General features: G+C 70.2%; 21 protein-coding genes. 11 read left to right on the plus strand and 10 right to left on the minus strand.

Annotated features, from left to right (window positions below):
- Positions 1 to 4 precede the first annotated feature (4 nt).
- Together gyrA and gyrB are read right to left on the minus strand one after the other, a co-directional pair.
- Positions 5 to 3787, minus strand: coding sequence for an intein-containing DNA gyrase subunit A (gyrA, locus tag ACLQ26_RS25400; protein WP_425746812.1), 3783 nt, complete (start codon positions 3785 to 3787; stop codon positions 5 to 7).
- A 130-nt stretch (positions 3788 to 3917) separates the two neighbouring features.
- Positions 3918 to 5864 (minus strand): DNA topoisomerase (ATP-hydrolyzing) subunit B, encoded by a 1947-nt coding sequence (gene gyrB / locus ACLQ26_RS25405; protein ID WP_425746813.1) that lies wholly within the window; start codon positions 5862 to 5864, stop codon positions 3918 to 3920.
- 522 nt (positions 5865 to 6386) lie between these two features.
- Here gyrB and ACLQ26_RS25410 point away from each other — a divergent pair.
- Complete coding sequence (locus ACLQ26_RS25410; RefSeq protein ID WP_425746814.1) at positions 6387 to 6941, plus strand: hypothetical protein; 555 nt, start codon at positions 6387 to 6389, stop codon at positions 6939 to 6941.
- Here the strand turns inward: ACLQ26_RS25410 and ACLQ26_RS25415 are convergent.
- A complete protein-coding gene (locus ACLQ26_RS25415) occupies positions 6926 to 7426 on the minus strand; it encodes a MarR family winged helix-turn-helix transcriptional regulator (RefSeq protein WP_425746815.1) in 501 nt (166 codons plus the stop codon). The genes ACLQ26_RS25410 and ACLQ26_RS25415 overlap by 16 nt on opposite strands.
- Positions 7427 to 7502: 76 nt before the next feature.
- Here ACLQ26_RS25415 and ACLQ26_RS25420 point away from each other — a divergent pair, with 76 nt between their 5' ends.
- Entirely contained in the window at positions 7503 to 7754 is a 252-nt protein-coding gene (locus tag ACLQ26_RS25420; protein ID WP_425746816.1) for a hypothetical protein, read from the plus strand.
- 10 nt (positions 7755 to 7764) lie between these two features.
- Here the strand turns inward: ACLQ26_RS25420 and ACLQ26_RS25425 are convergent, their stop codons facing one another.
- The 5 genes from ACLQ26_RS25425 to dnaA form a co-directional block, all read right to left on the minus strand.
- The gene (locus ACLQ26_RS25425) at positions 7765 to 8256 is read right to left on the minus strand and encodes a DUF721 domain-containing protein (RefSeq protein WP_425746867.1); all 492 of its coding nucleotides are present in this window, start codon (positions 8254 to 8256) and stop codon (positions 7765 to 7767) included.
- 163 nt (positions 8257 to 8419) lie between these two features.
- Positions 8420 to 9553 (minus strand): DNA replication/repair protein RecF, encoded by a 1134-nt coding sequence (gene recF, locus ACLQ26_RS25430; RefSeq protein WP_425746817.1) that lies wholly within the window; start codon positions 9551 to 9553, stop codon positions 8420 to 8422.
- 16 nt (positions 9554 to 9569) lie between these two features.
- Positions 9570 to 10442, minus strand: coding sequence for a phosphogluconate dehydrogenase (NAD(+)-dependent, decarboxylating) (gene gnd, locus ACLQ26_RS25435; RefSeq protein ID WP_425746818.1), 873 nt, complete (start codon positions 10440 to 10442; stop codon positions 9570 to 9572).
- Between the two features lie 39 nt (positions 10443 to 10481).
- A complete protein-coding gene (dnaN, locus tag ACLQ26_RS25440) occupies positions 10482 to 11615 on the minus strand; it encodes a DNA polymerase III subunit beta (protein ID WP_425746819.1) in 1134 nt (377 codons plus the stop codon).
- A 795-nt stretch (positions 11616 to 12410) separates the two neighbouring features.
- Positions 12411 to 14231 (minus strand): chromosomal replication initiator protein DnaA, encoded by a 1821-nt coding sequence (gene dnaA, locus ACLQ26_RS25445; protein WP_425746820.1) that lies wholly within the window; start codon positions 14229 to 14231, stop codon positions 12411 to 12413.
- Positions 14232 to 14861: 630 nt separating this feature from the next.
- Here dnaA and rpmH point away from each other — a divergent pair.
- The 9 genes from rpmH to ACLQ26_RS25490 all read left to right on the plus strand — a co-directional run bounded on the left by rpmH (position 14862) and on the right by ACLQ26_RS25490 (position 23488).
- Positions 14862 to 14999, plus strand: a complete 138-nt coding sequence (rpmH, locus tag ACLQ26_RS25450) for a 50S ribosomal protein L34 (protein WP_007453904.1) — start codon at positions 14862 to 14864, stop codon at positions 14997 to 14999.
- 34 nt (positions 15000 to 15033) lie between these two features.
- Complete coding sequence (gene rnpA, locus ACLQ26_RS25455) at positions 15034 to 15450, plus strand: ribonuclease P protein component (protein WP_425746821.1); 417 nt, start codon at positions 15034 to 15036, stop codon at positions 15448 to 15450.
- Positions 15447 to 15740: a membrane protein insertion efficiency factor YidD gene (gene yidD, locus ACLQ26_RS25460; protein ID WP_425746822.1), complete on the plus strand. Its 294-nt coding sequence runs from the start codon at positions 15447 to 15449 to the stop codon at positions 15738 to 15740. The genes rnpA and yidD overlap by 4 nt, the downstream gene beginning before the upstream one ends.
- A complete protein-coding gene (yidC, locus tag ACLQ26_RS25465) occupies positions 15737 to 16729 on the plus strand; it encodes a membrane protein insertase YidC (RefSeq protein ID WP_425746823.1) in 993 nt (330 codons plus the stop codon). The genes yidD and yidC overlap by 4 nt, the downstream gene beginning before the upstream one ends.
- Before the next feature lie 280 nt (positions 16730 to 17009).
- The gene (locus ACLQ26_RS25470; protein ID WP_425746868.1) at positions 17010 to 17564 is read left to right on the plus strand and encodes a protein jag; all 555 of its coding nucleotides are present in this window, start codon (positions 17010 to 17012) and stop codon (positions 17562 to 17564) included.
- Positions 17565 to 17802: 238 nt separating this feature from the next.
- Entirely contained in the window at positions 17803 to 18513 is a 711-nt protein-coding gene (gene rsmG / locus ACLQ26_RS25475) for a 16S rRNA (guanine(527)-N(7))-methyltransferase RsmG (RefSeq protein ID WP_425746869.1), read from the plus strand.
- A 501-nt stretch (positions 18514 to 19014) separates the two neighbouring features.
- Positions 19015 to 20088: a ParA family protein gene (locus tag ACLQ26_RS25480; protein WP_425746870.1), complete on the plus strand. Its 1074-nt coding sequence runs from the start codon at positions 19015 to 19017 to the stop codon at positions 20086 to 20088.
- A 27-nt stretch (positions 20089 to 20115) separates the two neighbouring features.
- Positions 20116 to 21144, plus strand: coding sequence for a ParB/RepB/Spo0J family partition protein (locus tag ACLQ26_RS25485; protein ID WP_425746824.1), 1029 nt, complete (start codon positions 20116 to 20118; stop codon positions 21142 to 21144).
- Between the two features lie 1489 nt (positions 21145 to 22633).
- Entirely contained in the window at positions 22634 to 23488 is an 855-nt protein-coding gene (locus ACLQ26_RS25490; protein ID WP_425746871.1) for a hypothetical protein, read from the plus strand.
- Between the two features lie 153 nt (positions 23489 to 23641).
- On the opposite strand, the gene ACLQ26_RS25495 is transcribed toward ACLQ26_RS25490, so the two are convergent.
- Together ACLQ26_RS25495 and ACLQ26_RS25500 are read right to left on the minus strand one after the other, a co-directional pair.
- Positions 23642 to 24643 carry a D-alanine--D-alanine ligase family protein gene (locus ACLQ26_RS25495; RefSeq protein ID WP_425746825.1) on the minus strand — a complete coding sequence of 334 codons (1002 nt, stop codon included), beginning with the start codon at positions 24641 to 24643 and terminating at the stop codon, positions 23642 to 23644.
- Between the two features lie 7 nt (positions 24644 to 24650).
- Entirely contained in the window at positions 24651 to 25964 is a 1314-nt protein-coding gene (locus ACLQ26_RS25500) for a PLP-dependent aminotransferase family protein (RefSeq protein ID WP_425746826.1), read from the minus strand.
- Positions 25965 to 26208: the final 244 nt, after the last annotated feature.

Genomic DNA, 26208 nt, shown 5'->3' on the forward strand with positions numbered 1-26208 from the left:
TCAACTAGTCCTGTTCGTCAGGCTCGTCGGCATTGCGAGCAATCGCCACGATAGTCACGCCGTCCGGGAGGTCCATCAGCTTGACCCCCATTGTGTTCCGGTCACGCGTACGGCGTACAGGCTTCACCGGAGTCCGGATGACACCACCGTTGCTGGTGATCGCGAACAACTCGTCGTCTGGGTCGATCACCACGGCACCGACCAGACCACCGCGCCGTTCGGTGATCTTCGCAGTCAGCACGCCCTTACCTCCCCGGCCCTGCACCGGGTATTCCTCGATCGGGGTACGTTTCGCGTATCCCCCGTTCGTGGCCACCAGGACGTCCAAACCGTCCCGAACGACCTCCATGGCAAGCAGGACGTCGTCGTCCGTGAAGCGCATGCCGATCACGCCCGAGGTGGCCCGACCCATCGGCCGCAGCGCCTCGTCGGAGGCGTTGAACCGGATCGCCTGCGCCTTCTTCGAGACCAGCAGCAGGTCGTTCTCCGGCGCCACCAGCGCAGCACCGACCAGCTCGTCCTCATCGCGCAGGTTGATCGCGATGATTCCGCCGGAACGGTTGGAGTCGAACTCCTCGAGCCGCGTCTTCTTCACCAGGCCGTTCTTCGTGGCCAGTACCAGATAGGGGGCTACCTGGTAGTTCGGGATTTCGATGATCTGCGCGATCTGCTCGTCGGGTAGGAAGGCGAGCAGATTGGCCACGTGTTGGCCCTTGGCTACCCTACTGGCCTCCGGCAACTCGTACGCCTTGGCCCGGTACACCCGGCCCTTGTTCGTGAAGAACAAGATCCAGTCGTGCGTCGAGCATACGAAGAAGTGGCTCACGATGTCGTCCTGCCGCAGCGTGGCGCCACTGACGCCCTTGCCGCCGCGCCGCTGCGAGCGGTACAGATCGACCTTGGTCCGCTTGGCGTACCCCGTCCGGGTGATCGTGACGACCACGTCCTCGCGGGCGATGAGGTCCTCCATGGAGACCTCACCGTCGAACGGAATGATCTGCGTCCGACGGTCGTCACCCCACTTGGCGACGATCTCGCCCAGCTCCTCCGAGACGATCTTCCGCTGCCGCTCCGGCTTGGCGAGGATGTCCTTGAGGTCGGCGATCTCGATTTCGAGCTTGGCCAGGTCGTCAACGATCCGCTGCCGCTCCAGCGCGGCGAGCCGGCGCAGCTGCATGTCCAGGATCGCGGTCGCCTGGATCTCGTCGATCTCCAGCAGTCGGATCAGGCCCTGCCGGGCGTCGTCAACGGTCGGCGACCGCCGGATCAGGGCGATCACCTCGTCGAGGGCGTCCAGCGCCTTACCCAGGCCCCGCAGGATGTGCGCCCGCTCCTCGGCCTTACGCAGCCGGAAGGCGGTCCGCCGGCGGATCACGTCGATCTGGTGCTCGACGTAGTAGCGGATGAACTGGGCCAGGTTGAGCGTGCGCGGCACCCCGTCGACCAGGGCCAGCATGTTGGCGCCGAACGTCTCCTGGAGCTGGGTGTGCTTGTAGAGGTTGTTCAGCACCACCTTGGCGACCGCGTCGCGCTTGAGCACCAGCACGATCCGCATGCCGGTACGCCCGGAGGACTCGTCGCGGATGTCGGCGATCCCGGCGAGCTTGCCCTCCTTGATCAGCTCGGCGATCCGCTCGGCCAGGTTGTCCGGGTTGACCTGGTAGGGCAGCTCGCTGACGACCAGGCAGGGGCGGCCCCGCTTGTCCTCCTCGACCTCCACCACGGCACGCATCCGGATCGAGCCACGGCCCGTGCGGTACGCGTCCTGGATGGCGGTCGTGCCGACGATCAGACCGTGCGTCGGGAAGTCCGGACCCTTGACGATGCCGAGCAGCGCCTCGAGGGTCGTCTCCTCGTCCTCCTCCGGGTGCTCCAGGCACCACTGCACCGCCGCGCCGATCTCGCGCAGGTTGTGCGGCGGGATCTTGGTGGCCATGCCGACCGCGATGCCCTCGGAGCCGTTCACCAGCAGGTTGGGGATCCGCGACGGCAGGATCGTGGGCTCCTTGGCCCGGCCGTCGTAGTTGTCCTGCAGGTCGACGGTGTCCTCGTCGATGTCCCGCAGCATCTCCATGGCGAGCGGGTCGAGCTTGCACTCGGTGTTGTGGCTGACGAACCCGTCGGAGACGAACGAGTGGTCGTCGGTGTCGACCCGAACGCTGTAGACCGCCTGCACACCGGCGTCGGTGATCTGCGCCACTTCGGCGTAGTAGAAGCGCCCGTCGACGAGGGGCTCGACCACGTCGAGCACCTCGGTGTTGGTGATCCGGGCGGCGATCTCGTCTCGGTCCCGCTCCCAGCGCTCGACCCGGTCCACGTTGTGCCGGCGCAGCCAGTCCCGCTCGGTCCAGCGCTGCGCGCCGTGCTCGCGGATGAAGGCGCCGACCAGCGGCACGTGGTCGCTGGAGAGCGCGGTGCTGGTCGCCGGCACCTGGGCCAACTCCGCCTCCAGCTTGGCCTGCTTGCGGCCCAGGAAGCCGACGTGCGCGGCGAAGATCCGGGCGTCACGGCGGTTGGTCACCACGACCTTGATCTCGCCATTGTCGTAGCGCGTCTGCCGGCTGATCACACCAAGCTCCAGCAGCAACTGCTGGACCTCGCGCGCCAACCGCTCGCTGCGTGTGGAGTACGAGATCTGGATGGTGTTGCGCGGCAGCAGCGAGGACGAGCCGTCGCCCTCGAAGAGCGCCTGAAGGAACGCCCGCTTGACCGCGGCCGGCCCCTGCCAGACGAACTCGGGAACGAACTTCGCAGCACTGCGGGCCCCCACCAGGTCGCCGAGCAGGCTCGTCCGCAATGCGGAGAGGTCCTGCACGTCGATTTCGTGCAGGGTGCTGCCGGAGGCGATGACCCGCTCGCTGACGTAGCGGGGCCCACCGACGGCCAGGTCGTAGGCCGCGAGGACGCGGACGAAGAATTCCCGGTCGACGTTGTTGAACCCGGCCCGCCCCGGGGAGACCCAACCCTCGCTGACGAAGGCACCGGCGAGGACTGCCGCCTCGACGTGCTCCAGCATCGGGTAGCCGATCTCGTCCGGCACCGAGCGCTGGAGAACCACCCGGTCGCCCGGAGAGATCTCGGCGAGCAGCTTCCACAGCAGGGTCGGGACGCCCGCCACATCCACCAGGCAGAGCACCGGGTGGTTGTGGGTGCCGGTCAGCTCGTACCCCTCGCGGGTACGCAGCCGCAGCGTGGGGTGCTCGCCGGAGTGGAAGAACTTGGAGGCGCGGACCAGGTCGCCGTTGCGGTCGCGGACCTTGAGGTCGACGTCGGTCTCGCTGGACGGCGCCGCGTCGGCCACCACGTCAGCGATCCGGACGCTACCCTCGGCGGTACGGATCCGGACATTTCCCGAAATACAGTATCTCATGGCGGCAGCCGGATCGTTACCCGGCGAGCCGAAGTTGCCGTTGCCGTCGACGAGCGGGTAGCGCAGCGACCAGGGCTGTGCCATCCGGACCAGCGCGTCGTAGATCGCCGAGTCGCCGTGCGGGTGGAACTGACCCATCACGTCGCCGACGACCCGGGAGCACTTCACGTAGCCGCGGTCCGGCCGGTAGCCGGAGTCGAACATCGCGTAGAGGATCTTGCGGTGGACCGGCTTGAGCCCGTCCCGGACGTCCGGCAGCGCGCGCCCGACGATCACGCTCATCGCGTAGTCGAGGTAGGAGCGCTGCATCTCCACCTCGAGCCCGACCGGCTCGATCCGGTCGTGCGCGACCACGGCGGCGAGTGCCTCGGCGGGAACCTCGGGCTCGTTCGGTGTGGACTCGGGGGAATCGGTCACTGTATACCCTTATCAGACTCAGAGTCGTTTTCGTGCTGTGGATAACGGCTGTGGATACCGGCCAAGCTGTGGATAACTCTGTGGACCGGCGGGCCGGCCAGGTGCTCCCCGACCGACCCGCCGAGGTCCGTCAGATGTCCAGGAACCGAACGTCCTTGGCGTTGCGCTGGATGAACGACCGGCGCGCCTCGACGTCCTCACCCATCAGGACGCTGAACAACTCGTCCGCGGTTGCAGCGTCGTCGAGCGTGACCTGACGCAGGGTACGGGTCGCCGGGTTCATTGTGGTTTCCCACAGCTCGGGATAGTTCATCTCGCCGAGGCCCTTGAAGCGCTGGATGTCGTCCGGCTTGGCGTTCGGCTTCTTCTGCTGGCGCAGCGCGATGAGCCCGTCCCGCTCGCGGTCGGAGTAGGCGTACTGCGCGTCGTCGCCCCTCTTGTTCCACTTGATCTTGTAGAGCGGCGGGGCTGCCAGGTAGACGTGACCCATCTCGACAAGCGGACGCATGAAGCGGAACAGCAGGGTGAGCAGCAGCGTCTGGATGTGCTGGCCGTCGACGTCCGCGTCGGCCATCAGCACCACCTTGTGGTACCGCAGCTTCTCCATGTCGAAGTCGTCGTGGATGCCGGTGCCGAGCGCGGTGATCAGCGCCTGGACCTCGTTGTTCTTCAGCACCCGGTCGATCCGGGCCTTCTCCACGTTGAGGATCTTGCCGCGGATCGGCAGGATCGCCTGCGTCCGCGGGTCGCGACCCTGCTTGGCCGAGCCGCCGGCCGAGTCGCCCTCGACGATGAACACCTCGGACTCGCGCGGGTCGGTGGACTGGCAGTCGGCCAGCTTGCCCGGCATCGAGCCGGACTCCAGCAGCGACTTGCGTCGGGCCAGCTTGCGCGCCTGCTGCGCGGCGATTCGCGCGCGGGCTGCCTGGGACGCCTTCTGGATGATCGTCTTGGCCTCGGCCGGGTTGCGATCGAACCAGTCGACAAGTCGGTCGTTGCAGACCCGCTGCACGAAGCTCTTCACCGGGGTGTTGCCCAGCTTGGTCTTGGTCTGGCCCTCGAACTGCGGGTTGGTCAGCTTGACCGAGATGATCGCGGCCAAGCCCTCGCGGATGTCCTCGCCGGAGAGCTTCTCGTCGCCCTTGAGCAGCTTCTTGTCGGTGCCGTACCGGTTGACCACGCTTGTCAGCGCGGACCGGAAGCCCTCCTCGTGGGTGCCGCCCTCGTGGGTGTTGATGTTGTTGGCGAAGGTGTAGACCGACTCGCCGTACGACTCGTTCCACTGCATGGCGATCTCGAGGGACATGCCCTCCTCCTCGGCCTCGAACTCGACCACAGTCTTGTGCATCGGGTTCTTGGAGGCGTTGAGGTGTCGGACGAAGTCGGCGATACCGCCGTCGTAGCGGAAGGTGACCTCGCGGGTCTTGCCGTCCTCGTCCTCCGGGACCCGCTCGTCGAGCAGGTGGATGGTGATGCCCCGGTTGAGGAAGGCCATCTCCTGCAGGCGTCGGTAGATGGTCTGGAAGTCGAAGTCGATCGTCTCGAAGACGTCCGGGTCGGGCCAGAAGGAGACAGCCGAGCCGGTGCGGTCGGTGGTCTCGCCCTTCTCCAGCGGGCTGGGCTTGGAGTTGGTGTACTGCTGCCGCCAGACGAAGCCGGACTTGTGGATCACCACTGCCATCTTCGTCGACAGCGCGTTCACCACGGAGACGCCGACGCCGTGCAGACCACCGGAGACCGCGTACGCCTTGCCGTCGAACTTGCCACCCGCGTGCAGCACGGTCAGCGCGACCTCGACGCCCGGCTTCTTGAGCTTCGGGTGGAGGTCGACCGGAAAGCCACGGCCGTTGTCGGTGACCTGGACGCCACCGTCGGCGAGCAGTACCACGTCGATGGTGTCGCAGTAGCCGGCCATCGCCTCATCGACCGCGTTGTCGACGACCTCCCAGACGAGGTGGTGCAGACCGCGTTCGCCGGTGGACCCGATGTACATACCGGGCCGCTTGCGGACGGCCTCCAGCCCCTCGAGAACGGTGATCGACTCTGCGCCGTACTCCTGCTTGTCCTGCGCTGCCACCCTCGGCCACTTTCTCGCGTCGTCGGCGCCGGGAGGGCGCGTCGGGCGCGGGTTCGGCGGACAGGACGCGACGTCGGCGCGCGGACCGGTGCCGGAGACCTCCGGACAACGGGTCGAACGCGCCGGTCGCCGCGGTTGCCCGCGGATCGCGATCGGCTCGACCCGGAGTGGAGAATGATCCTGGGGCCACCGGCCCCGTCCCTCGCCCCGCACCGGGTCTTCGTCTCACTGTCAATCCTACTGTGCGCGGAGGACAGAACCACCACTCGGCACCTTCAACAGGGCAGCTGAGATGTCCGTAGCCGGCAGAACCCCGATACCCGCGACTCCCCCCACACGCCAGGCTCCGATCGGACGCGCCGCCGCCGAACGGGTTGACCCGCGCTCGGGCGGGTCGGGGGTCGCGGCCGAACCGTCCGTGCCGTACGTTTGCGGCGCTCCGGAAGCGGCCTTGATCTTTACCGGCCGGAACCGGGACGATCGACCCGATCGACCCGACACGTGCTCTCTAAGAGGTGACAGATGGGGCTGGACAACGTCGCGGTGCACTGGCCGCGTACCGGCCGCTTCTACGATCCGGTGGCGCCGGCCGAGTTCGTCGACTTCGGCGAGATCGTCGACCTGCCGCGGATCTCCGCGCCGACGGCGGCGCTGGCCGAGCTGATCGCGAAGACCGGCACCGTCCGGGCGACCGCGTACACCGAGTTGGTGGATCTCCTGCTCGGCCTCGAAGGTGTGTTGTATGCCACAGACGCCGCCGCCGAGGACGAGGACCCGGTGATCGACCCGGACGGCTGCTCCTGGATCGCGAGTGGCATCGAGCGGTTCGTGGCCGCGCATCGCCCGAACGGCGAGGCGGTCACCTTCGAGTCGGTGAGCACCGTGCTGCGCTCGCTGCTCGGCGACGGCCGGTTGGCCGAGCAGCAGCTGCGCTGGCTGGAGACCCGTCTCGACGCGCTGCGCGACGAGAGTGGTGATCCCCCGCAGTGGAACTTCACCTGCGCGGAGCTGGGCGTGCTGGCGGCGTTCTACCGCCGCTGCGCCGAGCGTGGTTTCGCCGTCTACGCCGACGCCTGAGCGCCCGTCCCGCTCGGTGTGGCGGTCTGGTCGCCGCCGGGGCGGTTGGCCGCCGCGATCACCTGTGTGAGCACCGCGTGCAGGTGCTGCAGGTCCTCCACGGGCAGCCCGAGGCGTTGCACGATCGCGGCGGGGATCCGCTCGGCCTGGGCTCGTAGCGCCGCACCGGTGGCGGTGAGGGTGACGGCGAGGCTGCGCTCGTCGGAGGCGTCGCGCTCGCGGCGCAGGTAGCCGGCCGCTTCGAGCCGCTTGAGCAGGGGTGACAGGGTGCCCGGGTCGAGCTGCAACAGGCGGCTGAGGTCGCGGCCGGACAGCGGCGCGTGCTGCCAGAGCGCCAGCATCACCAGGTACTGCGGGTGGGTCAGCCCCATCGGTTCCAGCAGCGGCCGGTAGACGGCCACCACGCTGCGTGCCGCGACCGACAGAGCGAAGCAGACCTGCTGTTCCAGTGCCAACGGATCGAGGCTCTCCGGTTGGCCACTCATCGGTTGCTCTCTGGATGCATGCTGACTATCGTAACGATCGTTGGTGTACCAATCATTGCCACACCAACCTTTCGGTGTGACGTGGGCGAGAGGGCGGCAGATGAGCGAGGACGGCGCGACCACCAGGGCCCCGGGCGAGGGCGGTCGACTCCTGCGGTGGGCCTTCCGACACCTTGCCGGGCCGGCCGACGGCGTCCAGGGCGCGGTGCAGGGCGGCTCGACGGCGGCCCGCGAGGCGTGGAAACGCGACCTGGCCGAACGCAAGCGCTACACCCAGGAGCAGCGCGACCGCAAGCGGGCGGCCCGCGACGCCGAGCGGCGGCGCTGAGCGGGCGGGCTCAGCCGTACGTGTCGCGCGGCCCTCGACCGCGCACCCGGCGCGGTCCCTTCTGCCAGGACGGTGCGGCCGGGCCGTGGATGTGCAGCTTGCGCACCACGTTGTGGCCGACCTCCTGGGCGATCTGCTTGAGCAGCGAGCCGGCGAGCAGCCGCAGCTGGGTCGCCCAGGCCGTCGAGCGCGCCTCCACGGTCAACTCGCCGTTCTCCAGCTTGACCGGCCGGCTGTGCTGGGCGACCTCGGCGCCGACCACCCGCTCCCAGGCGCCGAACACGGTGGCCTCGGCCGCCGGCTGCTGCCAGCCGCGCGCCTTGACCAGCCGGTTCAGCACCGCGCTGAGGGGCTGCGGGTCGCGCGGGTCGGGGCCGGGGCCGGAGTAGCCACGCAGCCGCCGTCCCGAGCCGTCGGTGCCCGCGCCGCCCGCGGGGGTACGCCGGGTGCGCGCTGCCGCCTGCCGGCGGGACAGCGCCGCGTCGAGCACCGCCCGGGCCAGCTCCGGCCCCGTCGCACCCTCCGCCGGCCCGCCGCCGCCGTCGGCACCCGCCGCGCCGGGCCCGCCGCCGGTCGCGCCCGCCTGTGCGGTACGCGCGTTCGCGGCGTCACCGGCCTGCCGGCCGCTGCCGGTGCGGTTGGCGCCTGCCCGCCTGGTGCCCGGTTCATCCGACACGGCGTACCGTCCCCTCGCCGACCTGGTAGCGGGTGCCCCGCAGCGCGGCCGGCACGTCGTCGTCCACGGCGCAGGTGACCAGCAGCTGACTGGCCCCGCCTACCAACTCCGCGAGTCGTTCCCGCCGCCCGGTGTCCAGCTCGGCGAAGACGTCGTCGAGCACCAGGACGGGCTCGATGCCGTCGGCGCGCAGCAGGTCGTACCCGGCCAGCCGCAGCGCGAGCGCGAAGGACCAGGACTCGCCGTGGCTGGCGTACCCCTTGGCGGGGAGCGGGCCGAGGGACAGCGCCAACTCGTCGCGGTGCGGGCCGACGAGGGTGGTGCCCCGTTCGATCTCGGCGGTACGGGAGGCGGCGAGCGCCGTGGTCAGCGCCTCCGCCAACGTGGCCCGGTCGGTCGTCGGCTCGGCCAGCTCGATCGACGGCCGGTAGGCGATACCTGCCGCTCCGCGCCCGGCGGCCACCGCGTCGTACGCCTTGGCGACGTGCGGGGTGAGCGCGGCGACCAGCTCCAGCCGCCCGGCGAGCAGCTCCGCGCCGTGCTGGGCCAGGTGGGTGTCCCAGACGGCGAGGGTGCCGAGGTCGCCGCCGCGGGAACCGCCGGTCTTGCGGGCGAGGTACGCGGTGCGCAGCAGGGCGTTGCGTTGCTTGACGACCCGTTCGTAGTCGGCCCGTACGCCCGCGTAGCGGGGTTGGCGGTTGACCAGGAGGTCGTCCAGGTAACGCCGGCGCTCGGCGGGATCACCGCGGACCAGCTCCAGGTCCTCCGGGGCGAACAGCACCAGCCTCAGCGCGCCGAGCACGTCCCGGGCCCGCCGTGCCGGGGACCGGCCCAGCCGCGCCCGGTTGGCCCGGCCCGGCACGATCTCCAGCTCGACGAGGAGTTCCCGGCCGTCGTGGACCACCGCGCAGCGGATCACCGCCGAGGTGGCGCCCATCCGGACCAGCGGCGCGTCCGTGGCGACCCGGTGCGAATCCAGGGTCGCCACGTAGCCGAGCGCCTCGACGAGGTTGGTCTTGCCGACGCCGTTGGCGCCGATCAGGACGTTCGCCCCCGGCTGGAGGTCGACGGCGACCCGCTCGTACGAGCGGAAGTCGACCAGTTCCAGCCGGTGAACGTACACAGGTTGTGGATACCGCTCAGCGCTTGTGGACGGCGTGGCCGCCGAACTGCTGGCGCAGCGCGGAGACGGCCTTCATGGCGGGCGAGTCGTCCTGACGGGAGGCGAACCGGGCGAACAGGGAGGCGGTGATGACGTTCAGCGGCACGCCGAGCCGGACCGCCTCGTCGACCGTCCAGCGCCCCTCGCCGGTGTCCTCGGTGTAGCCGCTGAGTTCGGCCAGCTCCGGGTCCTCGTCGAGGGCCCGGTCCAGCAGGTCGAGCAGCCAGGAGCGGACCACGGTGCCCTCACGCCAGGACTTGAACACGCCCGGGACGTTTGTCACCAACTCGGACGCGGTCAACAGCTCGTAGCCCTCGGCGTAGGCGTGCATGAGGCCGTACTCGATGCCGTTGTGCACCATCTTCGAGTAGTGCCCGGCACCGACGGGGCCGGCGTGCACGAAGCCGAACTCGCCCTCCGGCTTGAGCGCCTGGAAGATCGGCATGAGCCGGTCGACGTGCTGCTGGGCGCCGCCGACCATCAGCCCGTAGCCGTTCTGCCGACCCCAGACGCCCCCGGAGACCCCGACGTCCACGTAGCCGATGCCACGCTCGTTCAACCGTTCGGCCCGCGGAGCGTCGTCGCTGAAGCGGGAGTTGCCCCCGTCGATGATGATGTCGCCGTCACCGAGCACCTCGGCGAGGTCGTCGATCGTGGCATCGGTGACGCCGGCGGGCACCATCACCCAGACGGCGCGCGGCGATTCGAGCTTCTGCGCCAGCTCGGCGAGGCTCGCCGCGTCGCTCAGCTGCGGATTGTGATCGAACCCGACCACCTCGTGGCCGGCGGCCCGCAACCGCTCGCGCATGTTGCCGCCCATCCGGCCGAGTCCTACCAGGCCGAGCTGCATCTGTTCCTACCTCCGTGGATCTGGTGTTGCTGGGCGCGATCAGCGAGACACGCGGATCGGCATGATGAGGTACCGATACCCCGGAATGGCCTCGCCATCCTCGCCGGCGGGTGAGATCACCGCGGGTTTGAAGGCGTCGACGAACGACAGGACGGCGGTCTGCGCGCCCAGGTTTGCCAGGCCGTCGATGAGGTACTGCGGGTTGAAGCCGATGGTCAGCGCGTCACCGGTGAAGGTGGCCTCCATCGCCTCGCTCGCCCGTGCCTCCTCGGACCCGCCGGCCTCGACGACCAGCCCGTCGGCGCTGAAGCTGAGCAGCACCGGGGTGGTGCGCTCGGCCACCAGGGCGACCCGCTTGACGACCTCGATGAGGGTGCTGACCGACACCCGGGCCTCGGCGTTGTGGGTGGCCGGGAAGAGCGAGCGCACCGGCGGGTAGTTGGCGCCGTCGAGCAGCCGACTGGTGGTGCGACGGGTGCCGCCGGCGAGGCCGACCATTCCCTCGCCCGCCGCGCCCTGGGCGAGGGCGAGGGTGACCTCGCCGCCCAGCGGGCCGAGCGCCTTGGCGGTGTCGTTCAGGGTGCGGGCCGGGACCAGGGCGTTGATGCTGACCTCGGGGTCGTCGGGCCGCCACTGGATCTCGCGCAGCGCCAGCCGGTACCTGTCGGTGGCGAGCATCGACAGCGTGCCGCCGGACAGCTCGAGGCGAACGCCGGTCATCATCGGGAGCGTCTCGTCGCGGCCGGCGGCGATGGCCACCTGGGCGACCGCCGTGGCGAAGGCCGCGGCGTCGACGGTGCCGGCACTCTGCGGCATCTCGGGCAGGGCAGGGTAGTCCTCCACCGGCATGGTGGGCAGGGTGAACCGGGCGCTGCCGCAGACCAGCTCGAGGTGTGCGCCGACCGCGGCGATGTCTACCGGCTTGGCCGGCAGCGCCTTGGTGATCTCGGCGAGCAGGCGACCGGAGACCAGCGCGGCGCCGTCGGCGTCGCCCTGCACCTCGACTGTCACCTGACTGGAGACCTCGTAGTCGAAACCGGAGACCCGCAGGTTGCCGTCGGTGACGCGGAGCATCACCCCGGCGAGCACCGGTACGGATGGCCGGCTCGGCAGGCTCTTAGCGGTCCACGCCACGGCCTCGGCGAGCGCGTCGCGCTCCACTCGGAACTTCATCAATGCCTCCGCGTCGACGTCAGCGACAACTCTCTCATGCCGACCGCTGCCTACCGTCCCGCCCGACCGTGCGGGTACCCATCGCACCTTAGGGCGCGGGGACATCGGCTGTGCGCCCGACCCCATGGATCGTGTCGATGCTGACCGGCCTGTCCGGCAGCGTTCGGCCCGATCCACAGAAAGCCCAACGGTGATGATTGGTTTTTGTTCTCTTAGAAGAGATAACCCATCGTCTTCATCGCACCTGTGCAAACTGTGGAGAACTCGGGTCTGCGCAGCTCAGACAGGTTATCCACCGGTGAGTTAGCTGTGGAGAACCGGGGGGACAACCGCCTCGTGTATCCACAGCCGGACGACGACGGCCAGTTGTCCACAGTTGTCCACCGGTTGTCCACCGGTAATCCACCGACTTTCTCCCCATGCCTGTGGATGACCGAGAAGATCACCATTGCCGTTGTCCCCAGAACCTTCAACAGCTCGTGCACAGGTCGATGATCATCGGTGGATAACTTCCTCGTTGTCCCCAACCGTCCACAGCGTCGTGCACAGGGTTTTTCCACAGCCTGTGGGTAACTGACGGAGGACGGACCGTAGTTATCCACCGACGGTGGACAACGAGCTGTGGACAACGAGTGGGCATCGAGGTGGACACGGCGTCGATCCTGTGGTCTGCACCATGTCGAGGGTCAAGCCCGAGCAGCCCGGGAGGCGTGCCGAGGCCGCCGGAGAAGCTAAAAAAGAACGCCCGGCCGATGATCCGGCCGGGCGTGTCCGCCGCGTCGTGCGGCGTACCCCTCAGGTGTTCTGCTTGATCCGGTTGGTCAGCTCGGCGATCTGGTTGTAGAGCGAGCGCCGCTCGGCCATCTGCTGGCGAATCTTGCGGTCCGCGTGCATGACAGTGGTGTGGTCCCGGCCGCCGAACGCCTGGCCGATCCGTGGCAGCGACAACTCGGTCAGCTCCCGACAGAGGTACATGGCCACCTGGCGGGCGTTGACCAGCACCCGGGAGCGGGACTGGCCGCGCAGGTCCTCCAGGCTCACCCCGAAGTAGTCGGCAGTGGAGGCCATGATCTGGTCGGCGTTGATCTCCGGCCCGGCGCCGTCGGGCATGAAGTCCCGCAGCACCTCCTCGGCGAGCGACAACTCGACTGTCGACCGGGTCAGGCTGGCGAACGCCGTCACCCGGATCAGCGCACCTTCCAGTTCCCTGATCGAGTTCGACACCCGGGAGGCGATGAACTCCAACACGTCCGGCGGGGCGTACATCCGCTCCTGCGCAGCCTTCTTCTGCAGGATCGCGATCCGGGTCTCCAGGTCCGGTGGCTGGATGTCGGCCAGCAGTCCCCACTCGAACCGGGTTCGCATCCGGTCCTCCAGGGTGGCGAGCTGACGCGGCGACCGGTCCGAGGTGATCACGATCTGCTTGTTGGCGTTGTGCAACGTGTTGAAGGTGTGGAAGAACTCCTCCTGCGTACGCTCGCGGTTCTCCAGGAACTGGATGTCGTCGATCAGCAGAATGTCGACGTCGCGGTAGCGCCGCTGGAACGCGCTGGTCTTGTCGTCCCGGAGCGAGTTGATGAAGTCGTTGGTGAACTCCTCGGTCGAGACGTACCGCACCGATCGGGCGTTGCCGAGCGTCGTGGCGTAGTGCCCGATCGCGTGCAGCAGGTGCGTCTTGCCCAACCCGGAGTGCCCGTAGATGAACAGCGGGTTGTACGCCTTCGCCGGTGACTCGGCCACCGCCACGCTCGCCGCGTGGGCGAACCTGTTCGACGAGCCGATGACGAACGTCTCGAACATGTACTTCGGGTTCAGCCGGTTGCCGCCGGTGTCGGTGCCGGGCAGCCGGCGGTCGTCGCGGCCGCCCGTCCGGGGGTCCACCGCACTGCGCCCCGGACCGCTGTCCGTCGCACCGTCGCGGGGTAGCGAACGGATCACGTGCTGGTCCCGGGGCGACGCGGCGTCCTCGCGGTAGCGGGGCTCGTAGGGCCGGGTGTCGGGGCCAGGAGGATCGAGGCGGGCCGCCTGTTCGTCGTACCCACGCCGCTCGGGCGCCGGCCGGGGCGAGCGCATCGGCTCGACGAAGGCCGCGCTGAACAGAGCCTCCTGCCCGTCCCGGCTCGCGGGGATCAGGCCGGACCGGTGCCCGTCGACGGTCGACGCGGGAGGCGGGCCCGCCGGCGGCGGCGGTACGGCGGACGTGGGCGGGCGCTGCTGTTCGGGGAAGGCGTTGTCGGCTACGGGTCGGCCGGTGTACTCGTCGCCGAGCGGGCCGGACGGTGGACCCTCGACGTCGAGCAGTTCCGGCTCCGGGGTGCTGCGGTAGACGGTGCCGGCCGGGCGGCCGGTGGCGTCCTCGGCCACCCGTACGGTCACGGCCACCTGGATCGGCCGGCCGAGTCGGCGGGTCAGCGCCTCGGTGATCGCCGGGCGGAGCCGCGACTCGATCACGTCCCGGGTGAACGCGTCCGGGACGGAGAGCAGCGCGGTGTCCTCGACGATCGCCCGGAGTCGGGTCAGCCGGAGGTAGGCGCGCTGCTGAGCGGAGATGATCTCGTCGGCGAGCTCGTCGGTCGCCGCTAACCACACCGCGGCAAGGTCGGTCGTACCGGCCACCGTCGTGCCACCCCCTCGCCTCTGCTCCCGGCCGCCGCTGTCTGCCAGCCGGCCGTCCCGGGCCCGCCGCGTGCGCGGGTGGAACATCACCCACCCGGACAGCTGACCAACGGTCGTCCACAGGTTATCCACAGCCTGTGTACCGACCGATTGTGGCCGCCCGCCGGGCGCGGGTGGGACCTGCCCCCTGCCTGGACGTGCGCTGAAGCGGGTTCACCGTGCCGAACGATTCACCAGCGTGTCCGGTCTTGCCTGCGCGCGACGACCGGAGCTTCCGACGCTCACCGCAATCGGGCACGGTAACAGCGTTGTCCCTGCCCCATCAACCGGCGACGCGGCAACGGCCTTGTCGGCATCAGCGAAAACCGCCGCTTCGGTCCCGGGCGCGTCCCGATGTCCCCCGCTGTGGGTGTTTGACGGTCATTGCACCCCTGCGTAGGCTGGAGCGGCTGCTCTCTCGTCCTCTGCTAGGGTGATGGGTGCTTGCTGTCCGCGGTCGCATCCCCGCACCGCCGAGGTTCGGCTCCGCAGGGCAGCACCGATCGGTGGCCACCGTCGAGGTGGCCTGGACCACCCCACGACCCCGGCGATCCCGTCGCGCGGGGCGCGTACGAAAACGGAGAGCCTGACGTGAGCAAGCGCACCTACCAGCCGAACAACCGCCGGCGCGCGAAGACCCACGGCTTCCGGCTGCGCATGCGCACCCGTGCCGGCCGTGCCATCCTCTCGAGCCGCCGCGCCAAGGGTCGCACCACCCTGTCGGCCTGAGCCGACCGGGCCGGTCCGGGGGACGTGGGCAGTCGTGCTGGCCGCCGCACAGCGACTGCGGCGTAGCGCTGACTTCGCCGCAGCGGTTCGCGGTGGCCGACGCGTCGGCCGAGGCGCGATCGTGGTCCACCTGACCATGCCGTCGTCCACCGGAGCCAGCACAACGACCTCGCCGGAGCCGGCGCGGCACACCGTTGCGGAGCAGCCCTCCGTTCCGGCCCGCGCCGGCTTCGTCGTATCCAAGGCCGTCGGCAACGCGGTGGTCCGCAACCGGGTCCGGCGTCGCCTGCGGGCACTGGTCCGGGAGCGGCTGGACGCGCTGCCCGCAGGCAGCACCCTTGTCGTCCGGGCGCTGCCCGCCGCGGCCGAGGCGTCGTACCCCCGGCTCTCTACGGACCTGGACTCCGCCATCGCGGTTGCCCGGTCACCGCGGGAGAGGCGGTCCCGGTGAGCACCGACCCGACCGCCACGCGCCCGACGTCGACAGGTGCCAGGGTGCTGATCGCGCCCATCATCGCGTACCGTCGGTGGATAAGTCCGGCACTGCCGGCTCGCTGTCGGTTCTACCCGTCGTGCAGTGCGTACGCCCAGGAGGCGGTGGCCCGGCACGGCGCGCTCCGGGGAGCCGCGCTGGCGATCCGGCGGCTGTTGCGCTGCCACCCCTTCCACCCTGGTGGACATGACCCGGTGCCGGAGCCGGGCGGTCGCCGCCGTGCCGATGTGACTGGAGCACCGAATTGAGTCTCGACTGGATCTACTACGCGATTTCGTGGATCCTGCTGACCTGGCACTCCGCCTGGGACGCCATCGGGGTGCCCGTCGACGCGGTGATTGGCACCAACTTCGCCTGGATCCTGGCCATCGTCTTCCTGGTGGTCTCCGTCCGGGTGATCCTGTTCCCGGTCTTCGTCAAGCAGATCAAGTCTCAGCGGGCGATGCAGGCGCTGCAGCCCAAGGTCAAGGAGCTGCAGGAGAAGCACAAGGGTGACCGGGAGACGCTCCAGAAGGAGATGATGGAGCTCTATCGGAAGGAAAAGGCCAACCCGCTCATGGGCTGCCTTCCGATGTTCCTCCAGATCCCCGTGTTCCTCGGCCTCTTCCACGTGCTGCGCCGCCTCGACCCGTTCAAGCCGGAAGACAAGAAGACGATCTACGGCTGGACCGTCGACCAGTTCAACAGCGCCTCGAACGCCAAGCTCTTCACCGCCCCGCTCTCCGGCAAGTTCGGATCCACCGCGGAGGATCTGGCCCGCCTCGGCGCCAACGGCACCACGGTCAAGATCATCGCCGGTGTCCTGGTCCTGGTGATGATCGCGACCACCTACCTGACCAGCCGTCAGATGATCCTCAAGACCGGCTGGGCTGAGGACCCGCAGCAGCGGATGATCCAGCGGCTGATGCTCTACGGCATCCCCGCGTCGCTGTTGATCTCCGGCTCGATCTTCCCGATCGGCGTGATCATCTACTGGGTCACGAACAACCTCTTCACGCTCGCCCAGCAGCAGTGGGTGCTGCGGAAGTTCCCGCCGCCGGTCACCGCCAAGAAGGCCACCGCCCCCGCGGCCACCCGTAGCCCCGTGCAGCCCGCCAAGTCGGGCGGCCTGTTCGGGCGTGGCAAGGCCGTCCCCGCGGCCCCGGTCAAGGCGACCGCGCCGAAGGTGGCGGGCCCGAAGCCGGGTGCCAAGCCGACCAACCCGAAGAAGAGCCCTCCGGCCAAGCGGCAGGGCTGATCCCCGTAGGGCCGTCGTCGGGAGTACCGGCGGCGGCCCGACCCGCACCGTGCAGCCGCCGTACGGCCGGCGCCGGGCGGAACCGACCGCGCACGACGCGGTCACGGGCGACACTGCCCGTACAGACGTGCCCGTGGGCACCGGCGACCTCCCGCCGGCCCCCGGGAAACCAGCGGACCCGACGGTCCGGCCGAGCGAGTACGGAGATGAGACCGTGACCGAGACCAGCATCCCCCGCGCCGAGCAGTCCCTGGACGAGGAGGAGACCGCGACGCTCGCGGTGGACGGCGACGACACCGAGGCCGACGAGACCGAGGTCGACGGCGACGACACCGAGGCCGCCACCGGTGGTCGTGAGAAGAAGGCCGTGGGCGAGGGCGACCTGTTCCGGCAGAGCGAGATCGCGGCCGACTACGTCGAAGGGCTGCTCGACATCCTCGACTACGACGGCGACATCGACGAGCTGGTCGCCAGCGGCCGTCCGGTGGTCGAGGTGGTCGGCGCCCGACTGCAGAACCTGGTCGGCCAGCGCGGCGCCACCCTGGAGGCGCTGCAGGAGCTGACCCGGCTCGCCGTCTTCCGGCAGACCGGTACGCCGAGTCGCCTGCTGCTCGACGTCGGCGGCTACCGGGCGAACCGTCGCAAGGAACTCGCCGCCGTCGCCAAGAACGCCGTCGAGAAGGTCAAGGAGTACGGCGAGCCGGTGCGCCTGGAGGCGATGTCCGCTTTCGAGCGCAAGTGCGTCCACGACGTCGTCAACGCCATGTCCGGCGTGGAGAGCGAGTCGGAGGGCGTCGAGCCGAACCGGCGCATCGTCGTGCGGCCGGCGGACTGACCGGGTGACCCACGACGACACCGCGGCTGATGCCGTGACCGGCCCGGGCGGCACGCCGTCCGGGCCGTCCGCTGTCCGGCACACCACCACCGACACCGACCCGACGGGGTACGACGGCAGCCCGTCCTCGGCTCTCCCCGCCGACGCCGATGGTTCGTCCTCGGCGGCTTCCCCCGCCGACGGTTCGCCGTCATCGGCAGCCCCGGTCGATGGCACACCGTCGCCGTCGGACGTCGCGCTGCCGCCCGAGCTGGCCCCGGCCGCACTGACTCTGTTCGGTGACCGGCTCGACCTGGCCGCCGCGTACGCCGAGATCCTGGCCACCGACGGCGTGGTCCGCGGTCTGATCGGTCCGCGCGAGGCGCCCCGGATCTGGGACCGTCACCTCCTCAACTGCGCCGCGGTGATCGAGCGCATCCCGACCGGCGCGAGTGTGCTCGACGTGGGCTCCGGCGCCGGCCTGCCCGGTCTGGTGCTGGCCATCGCGCGCCCCGACCTGACGGTCACCCTCATCGAGCCGTTGGCGCGGCGTACGTCGTTCCTGATCGAGGTCGTGGAACGGCTCGGCCTGACCAGGTCGGTACGCGTGTTCCGCGGCCGCGCCGACGAGGCCGCCAGCGGATCGAGTGGCCGGGAACCGATCAGCGGCGACGTGGTGACGGCCCGCGCGGTCGCACCGCTGGACCGGCTGGCGACCTGGTGTCTCCCGCTCGCCGTGCGGGGTGGGCGGCTGCTGGCGCTCAAGGGATCGTCCGCTGCCGCGGAGATCGAGGAGCACGCCGATGTGGTGGCGCGGCTCGGTGGCGGGGAGGCGGCCGTACACCTCTGTGGTGTCGGGGTGATCGACCCGCCCGCGACCGTTGTGGAGATCGTCCGTGAGCGGATGGTCGGCCCGGCCCGACCGGCCGCCGGTAAGCGCTCCCGGGGCGGGCGGCCCCGCCGCCGCTGACCATTACGCCATCGGGCGTCCGGTCGGAGGGTTGCCTCGTTGTACCGGTACGGATGGACGAGCGAATGAGAACCCGCCGTGGACCGGCCGCGCCCGTCCGCCGTAGGCTGACCGCGCGTCGATAATGTGGAGCGGCCGACGGACGTCGCGGACTCCGACCGCTCCCAAGGGGCCGTACGCTCCGGGGTGCGAGCGCGGGTGTGGCCAAGTTGACCGGGGCGCGGACCGACCATCCGAAGCGGGCAGGGATGACAGGTGCATGACGACGGCAGGTACGACGATCCACGCGTGACCGGGTCATCCAGCGACCCGGTTTCACGTGAAACCGACTACCCGAACTGGTCGCCCGGTGCCACCGGTGCGTCCATCCACCCGGCGGACACCGATCCGGGGGCAGCGCGGGACGAGCCAGCGGTCCACCCCGCCGGGTCGGAGGCACCCGAGTCGACGGCTGGTCGTCGAGCATCGGACGTACCGAGTCGACCCGTCAACGCCGCCGAGGTGCGGCAGACGCTGGGTCGGCGGAACACGGCCGCGGCGGTTCGCTTCGAGCCGGCTGTACCGCACCAGCCGACCGCCGCTGCGGCACGCGACGCCGTGCCTGTGGTTCCGGACGCACCCGTTGCGTCGACCGAGTCGCTGGCTGCGGTCGCGGCCGACCCCACGTATGTTTCACGTGAAACCCCGACGCGCGAAGAGGATGACCCACCGTTGGCTATGGAGGCGATGCGCGCCGTGCAGATCCTGAATCCCAGTGGCGAGGTGACCATGCCTCGACCGGACCGGACCCGGGTCATGTGCGTCGCCAACCAGAAGGGCGGCGTGGGTAAGACCACGACCACCGTCAACCTCGCGGTGGCTCTCGCCCTGCATGGCAACCGGGTGCTCGTGGTCGATCTCGACCCGCAGGGCAACGCCTCGACCGGCCTCAACGTGCCGCACCACACAGGCATCCCGGACGTCTACGACTGCCTGATCAACAGCGTGCCACTGTCCGAGGTGGCGCAGGCGGTCGAGGGCATCCCCAACCTGTGGTGCGTGCCGGCCACCATCGACCTCGCCGGCGCGGAGATCGAGCTGGTGTCGGTGGTGGCGCGGGAGTCGCGCCTCGACCGCGCGATCGCTGCCTACCCGGGCCAGTTCGACTACGTCTTCATCGACTGCCCGCCCTCGCTCGGCCTGCTCACGGTCAACGCTCTGGTCGCCGCGCAGGAGGTGCTGATCCCGATCCAGTGCGAGTACTACGCCCTGGAGGGGCTCAACCAGCTGATCAACAACATCAACCTGGTGCGCCAACACCTCAACCCGAAGCTCGACGTGTCCACCATCCTGCTCACCATGTACGACAGGCGTACCCGCCTCGCGGATGCCGTCGAGCAGGACGTCCGGAACCACTTCGGCGACAAGGTCCTCCAGGCGGTCATCCCCCGCAACGTGCGGGTGTCCGAGGCGCCCAGCTACGGCCAGTCGGTGATGACCTACGATCCCGGATCGCGGGGCGCAACGAGTTACTTCGAGGCTGCCCAGGAGATCGCCGAGCGAGGCGTCATGGAGCCGGTGGGCCGGAATGCGTAGTGGGCACAAGTCGCTGGGAGGCGTGGCATGAAGAACCGTCCTCGGGGCGGTCTGGGACGGGGCCTGGGGGCGCTCATCCCGACCGGGCCGGTGCCGGGTGCCGCCGGCACCATGACGGCCGAACCGGAGAACGGGCACGCCGACGTCGACGATGACGGCGTGACGACCGGGGCCGTGTCGACGGCTCCCGTCGTACCGCCCGTCCATCAGTCCGAGCCCACGCTCAGTCCCGTGCCGGGTGCCCGGTTCGCGGAGATCCCGGTCGACGCGATCGTGCCGAACCCGAAGCAGCCCCGTCAGGTGTTCGACGAGGAGGCTCTGGAGGAGTTGAAGACCTCCATCCAGGAGGTCGGTTTCCTTCAGCCGATCGTCGTGCGCCAGCTCGACGACGAGAAGTACGAACTGGTGATGGGCGAGCGCCGGTGGCGGGCCGCCCAGGCGGTGGGCCGGGAGAACATTCCGGCGATCGTCAGAGACACCCGCGACGACGCCATGCTCCGCGACGCGCTGCTGGAGAACATCCATCGGGCCAACCTGAACCCGTTGGAAGAGGCCGCCGCGTACCAGCAGTTGCTGGAGGAGTTCGGTGCCACCCACGAGGAGTTGGCCCGCCGGATCGGCCGCAGTCGGCCGCAGATCTCCAACACGATCCGGCTCCTGAACCTGCCGGCCCAGGTGCAGCGCCGGGTCGCCGCGGGCATCCTGTCGGCGGGTCACGCCCGCGCGCTGCTGAGCCTCGACGACTCGGAGGCCCAGGAACAGTTGGCGCTGCGGATCGTGGCCGAAGGGCTGTCGGTACGAGCGACCGAGGAGATCGTTGCTCTCACCCTGAACGACGGCCCGGCGAAGGGCCAAGCCGCCAAGCGGCGCCCGAAGCCCCACGCGCCCGCCCTGTCGGATCTCGCCGATCGGCTGTCGGACCGCTTCGACACCCGGGTGAAGGTGGACATCGGCCGGAGTAAGGGCAAGATCACGATCGAGTTCGCCACGGTGGACGACCTGGAGCGCATCGTCGGCATCATCGGCGTGCAGCAGGAGGAGCAGACGGAGGACTGACCCCCCCGTCCCCATTCGCGGTCGTGCCTCCCCTCGGGAGGCGCGACCGTTCCGCATCCGCCCCGCGTTTCACGTGAAACGGCACCGCATGCTCAGTGGTCGGGGACCGCCTGCGCTCGGCTGGCCGATCCCGGGCTCGGGGGCCGGGCCGCACATGCCACCTGACGGCGGGCAGATGAGCGGGCACCGTTTCGCCGCGGCCGAGGAGCGTCCGGAGGGGCGGCGGGATAGCCGATGCCTCAAAATGATGCCGGGATCTGACCAGACGGTCGACGCCTCGGCGTTCAGTGGCGAGACCGGCCGGGATGGTCCACGCCTCGGCGGTCCGATGCCCACGCCTGGGCCAGAATGGCGATGCCTCCGTGGCGGGTGCCGAGATCCAGCCCGGGGCGCTCGGCGCCTTGACGGTCCGGTGCCGATACTTCGGGCCTCGACCGGCCGGGGACTCCCGTGCGCCGGCCACCCAGCGGGCTTGATCGCGAAAGCCGTCGAGGACGCGAGCATGCAAGGCAGCGGGAGTGGTCGCGCAAGCGAGGGTGAGTGCGCACAAGCCAGTGAGTGCCCGGCCATGCAGAGCCGGCGAGGGCCGACCCGTGCAGAGCCGGCGAGGGCCGGTTGTGCGAAGCCGGCGAGGTTCGACCGCACAGGGTCGGCGCTGGACGCAGCCAACGAGGGCCGACCGCGCGGAAACCGGGAGCGCGCCCGCCGCAGAGACTCGACGAGCCCTTCGGAGCGCGGCGTCGGCGAGACGGACGGCAGGGCGGATGACCCACCTGAGCACCGAGGGCGCTCGCAGAGCGTCAGGTCGACCCCGAGGCACCCCTCTTCGTCTCCGAGCCGGCAGCGACTCGCTGAGGGGCCGCACGGGGACTCCTGCTCCTCGGTCCGGAATGGCGATCCGTCGCGGAACCTGATTCAGCACCGTTTCACGTGAAACGGTGCTCCTGGGGTAGCGGCCGTTCCCGAGGCCCTCGGGACCCCCGCTGGACCCCTCGACCGAGCGGTTCGGCGCAACGACTGAGGGGCCGAAAAGTTATCCACACCCGTTGTCCACAGGTACCCCCCGTTTCACGTGAAACCCCGCGTGAAAGCGGGTGTCAGCCTGTGGATGACGGCCTGTGTTCGCGTTCTCGGCAGCCTGTGGATATCGCTCCGACGGCCAGTGATGACCGGCACAGCGATCGACGACGAACGCTGATCGGAAGGGTCGGGACCGGTCGAACAGGTAGGGACAGCGGTGCCAGACTCGGTTAGGGTCAGCGTCGTGCACGACACCCCTCCCTCAGTCCCGGACTTCACCCAATGGCCCTCGTTTCCCTTCGAGGGCGACCTCCGCGTGAAGCAGCTCGACGACCCGGTCCCGGTCGAACCGCCACGCAAGGGCGAGGGCCTCCGGGAATGCACCGCCTGCAACGCTCCCGACGACGCCTACATCTGGGTGGGAGAGCGGTGGCGGGTCCGCGCCATGGACCGGCCGACCGGCCTGCCGATGGTGCTCATCCTGGAGTCGCGGACCCACCTCGACCTGGGTGACCTGCCGAACCTGCTCGCCGCCGAGCTGGGCGTGATGACGGTACGTCTGGAGCGGGCCATCAGGTCGCTGGACGGTGTGGCGCGGGTGCACGTCAACCGCTGGGGCGACGGCTCCGCTCACCTGCACATGTGGTTCCTCGCGCGGCCGTACGGAAGGCTTCAGTTGCGAGGGACGTTCCTGTCCCTGTGGGACTCGATCCTGCCGCCGATCTCCGAGGAGCAGTGGCGGGAAAATCTCGCACTCGTTGCCGCCTGGCTCGCCGAGTTCGGTGGCCGGCCGCTGGCCGAGCCGCCCCGCATCCAGTGGCAGGCACCGTCGAGCCTGCTTGCCCAGTCCGCCGCAGCGGCGGCGCACGCTGCGGCAGCTGCCCAGGAGGAGGCCGTGTCGGTCATCGCGGCGGCCGAGGAGATCCCGGAGCCAGGAGTGGAGGGCGTCGTCGGCACCGACCCCGCTGCCGACCCCGTCGGCTTGGACGCGGCCGACTCGGACGCGGCTGGCCCCGAGACCGCCGACCCGGACGCTGACGACCTCGATGCCCCGGACGAGGACGCTGACGGCAGCCCCCGGACCCCGGCAGGGGACACCGATCCAGGAGCCACGCCCTCCGGTGGCCTCGGTGAGTCGACAACCAACGCCACGTCCGCGTCCGCTGCCGCGTCAACGCCCTCCGACGCTCCGGCAGCAGAACCCGTGGTTACCTCCGATCCGGCAGACGACAAACCCGGCCCGGTCATCCCGTCTCCCCGCAGCGCCCCCACCATCGTCACCGACGAGGGGCGCACTCCACCCGACGTACGCGCGCCGCGCTGACCGGCTGCCGGTTGGCGAGAGGTCCGCACGTACGGCAACCGCCGTACGTGCGGCGGGCGGGCCGTTGGAGGGTCGACGCGGCGTCGAGGTGGCCAGCTGCGGCCGGTCCAGGCCGACCAACGGCCGAAGGCCCTGCGACGGGGTAAGTGAGGGTCAGGCCGTGCGGCGGACGGCGGCCCGGGTGACCAGCGAGCCGAGGAGACGGCCGAAGTCCAGACCGGCGGCCTGGACGGCCAGCGGCAGCAGCGACGTCTCCGTCATGCCGGGCGAGACGTTGACCTCCAGCACGTGCGGCTGTCCGGCGGCGTCCACGATCACGTCGACCCGCGACAGGTCCCGCAGGCCGAGCGCGGTGTGCGCCGCGAGTGCCACGTCGGCCACCGAGGTTGCCACCGCCGGCTCCAGCCGGGCCGGAGCGTGCCACGTGGTCCGACCGGCGGTGTAGCGGGCGGCGTAGTCGTACACGCCGTTGCGCGGCACGATCTCCACCGGTGGCAGTGCCTGCGGGCCGTCTCCGAGGTCGATCACGGAGACCGCCACGTCGATACCGGGCACGTATCGCTCCACCAGGGCCGTCGAGTCGTACGCGAAGCAGCCGACCATCGCGGCCGGAAGTGACGCGGCGTCCCGGACCACCGCGGCACCCAGACCCGAGCCGCCCTGCGCCGGCTTGACCATGAGCGGCAGGCCGAGCCGGTCGGCGATTCGGTCCAGCACAGCGACCGCGCCCAGTTCGGAGAAGCGGTCGTGCGGTAGGGCCACCCAGTCCGGAGTGGGGATGCCCGCCTCGCGGAGCACCGCCTTCGCGGAGGGCTTGTCCCAGGCGAGCCGGGAGGCTCGGGCGTCACAGCCGACGTACGGGATGCCGCACAGGTCCAGCACGCCCCGCAGTGAGCCGTCCTCGCCTGTGGCACCGTGCAGGGCGATGACTACCGCGTCCGGCGGGTCGGCCGCGAGGGCGGGCAGGAGTGCCACGTCGGCATCCCGCAGTTCGGCCTCGACGCCGACGGCACGCAGAGCGTCGAGCACCCGGCGACCGGAGCGCAGCGACACGTCCCGTTCGTAGGAGAGCCCGCCGGCGAGCACCAGCACACGCAGGTCGGCCGCGACTGCGGAATCGGTCACGGAGAAGCGCTCGGCGGCGGTCGTACCCATGCCGGCATCATGCCAAGTCGGGACCCGGCACGTCGGAGCCGGGCCGGCCCCGTCGCCCGGCGGCACCACCCACGGCGCCGAAGACGCGGCGCGTCGCGATCTCCTGCTCCATGACGCCGGCCAGCCGGCGGACGCCTTCGCGGATCCGCTCCGGTGGCGGGAAGCTGAAGTTCAGCCGCATGGCGCCGGTGCCCGTTCCGTCGGCGTAGAAGCCGGTGCCGGGCACGTAGGCGACCCGGGCGGCGATGGCCCGCGGCATCATCGCCTTCGAGTCGAGCCCGTCCGGCAGGGTGGCCCAGACGAAGAGACCGCCGGCCGGCTTGGTCCAGGTGGTGCCCTCGGGCATCAGATCGGCAAGCGCGTCGAGCAGCGCGTCGCGACGTTCGCGGTAGACCTCGCGGTAGACCTTGAGCTGTTGCCGCCACGGCATGGTGCCGAGGTAGGTGGCCACGGCGGCCTGTGCGTAACCGCTGGGGCAGAGGATCTGCGCCTCGCTGGCGATGACCAGCTTGTCGCGCACCGCGTGGGGCGCCAGGATCCAGCCGACCCGCAGGCCAGGGGCGAACGTCTTGGAGAAGGTGCTGAGGTAGAAGACGCCTTCGCGCCGCCGGGCCCGCAGCGGGGCCGGGGCCTCACCCTCGAAACCCAGCTGGCCGTACGGGTCGTCCTCGATCACGAGCAGGCCGGCGCGTTCGCAGATGTCGAGGACGCGTTCCCGGCGCTCCTCGCTGAGCGTCACGCCGGCGGGGTTCTGGTAGGTGGGGATGGTGTAGAGGAACTTGACCCGTCGGCCGGCCCGGGCGAGGTCGGCGATGGCCGTCTCCAACGCCTCGGGGATCAGCCCGTCGGCGTCCATCGGGACGTGCACCACCTGCGCCTGGGCGGCCTGGAACACCCCGAGCGCGCCGACGTAGGTCGGGCCCTCGGCGAGCACCACGTCGCCGGGGTCGAGGAAGAGCCGGGCCACCAGGTCGAGCGCCTGCTGCCCGCCCACCGTGACCACCACGTCCTCGGGTGAGGCACCGCACGCGGCGTCGATCCCGGAGAGCGACATCACCTCGCAGATCCGCTCGCGCAGCTCCAGGGTGCCCTGCCCGATGCCGTACTGCAGGGTGGTCACGCCGTGCTCGGAGCCGAGCCGACCCAGCATCTCGCCGACCGCGTCGAGCGGCAGCGCGGCGATGTACGGAGCGCCACCGGCGAGGGAGACGACCTCGGGTCGACTGGCCACCGCGAAGAGTGCCCGGATCTCGGAGGCGGTCATCCCGCGTACCCGCCGGGCGTACCGGTCGGTGTAGTCGTCGAGTGTCGTGCCGGTCATGACCTCACCTCGATCGCTGCTCGGGTGGCTCCCGCCCCGGGTACCCCGCACGCTCGTGACCATGGCGACGAGACACCGATTGCCGATCCTAGTCGCCCCGGACCAGGCTGCCGCCGTACCGGAACGGATCGACCACATGCCGGACCGTCCCCGGTGTGGTGGTCATTCGCGCGTCCCCTCCCGTACGGCCGATCGGCGGCGTACGATCGCTCGTCGGGGGCAGGACGGCGGCACTGTCGTTCCA

Origin of the sequence: Micromonospora sp. DT43 (assembly GCF_049841645.1) — a bacterium.
In the GTDB taxonomy this organism is placed as follows: domain Bacteria; phylum Actinomycetota; class Actinomycetes; order Mycobacteriales; family Micromonosporaceae; genus Micromonospora.